At 51.4% G+C, this 1,120-nt stretch carries 1 protein-coding gene; it reads left to right on the forward strand.

Features of this window, described 5'->3' with window-relative positions:
* A partial coding sequence (locus FJ091_22320) for a hypothetical protein (GenBank protein ID MBM4386085.1) occupies positions 1-992 on the forward strand: 992 nt, incomplete at its 5' end.
* Positions 993-1,120 lie beyond the last annotated feature (128 nt).

The raw sequence follows: 1,120 nt of genomic DNA on the forward strand, positions 1-1,120 counted from the left end.
CCGGTGGTGTGAATGATTGGAAGCCGCCAACCGGTGGTGTAGCCGCCTTACCGCAAACGCCAATAAGCGCCCTTCGCCCTGACGAAATCGCACAATTAACCCCCAACCAGATGGCTGCTTTTAAAGGCACAGATATTGCACAACTTTCATCAGATTCGTTTAAGAATTTTGATCAGAGGCAATTTACGGCCTTGCCTCCCGCTGCCTTCAGCGGAATGACTCCGGAGCAAGTCAAAAACCTTGATCCCAAGGCAGTATCAGGGATGGGTGCGGAACAATTCAGTCAACTTTCACCCGATGCTTTCAAAGCGATGGGCGCTCGGCAGTTACAGAACCTTCCGCCCCAAGCATATGCGGGCATGACTGAAGATCAACTAGGTGCATTGCCACCTACGGCGATGAAGAACTTTGATGCTAAGGATCTTGCTGCCATGGCGCCCCAAGCATATGCGGGCATGACTCCGGAGCAAGTCAAAAACCTTGATCCCAAGGCAGTATCAGGGATGGGTGCGGAACAATTCAGTCAACTTTCACCCGATGCTTTCAAAGCGATGGGCGCTCGGCAGTTACAGAACCTTCCGCCCCAAGCATATGCGGGCATGACTGAAGATCAACTAGGTGCATTGCCACCTACGGCGATGAAGAACTTTGATGCTAAGGATCTTGCTGCCATGGCGCCCCAAGCATATGCGGGCATGACTCCGGAGCAAGTCAAAAACCTTGATCCCAAAGCCATTACTGGCATGAGTCCAGAACAAGTGGCACAGATAGACCCTCAGGCAATTTCCGGCATGAAGCCTCAACAGTTGAAGTCTATGAAGCCTGCAACTTTTGCAAACTTGACTGAAGATCAACTAGGTGCATTGAAGCCAAAACAGGCTAAAGGCCTGAGTCTTGAACTACTCAAATCCCTCTCGCCGGAGAAAGCCTCTGCAATTCCCAAAGAAGTGATTGCGCAGATGACTTCGGCTCAGAAAGCTGCGTTACCCTAACAATTAGAGCCAACTACGGCCTCTACTGAAGTTGGCAGTAGGCTCTCAGGGTCATGGCCCTTGATCTCGCGTTGTTGATTCTTGGAATCATTGCCGTTGCAACCGGCTACAACCGGGGCGCCTTTGCC

It is taken from the genome of Deltaproteobacteria bacterium, from assembly GCA_016875395.1.
In the GTDB taxonomy this organism is placed as follows: domain Bacteria; phylum Myxococcota_A; class UBA9160; order UBA9160; family UBA6930; genus VGRF01.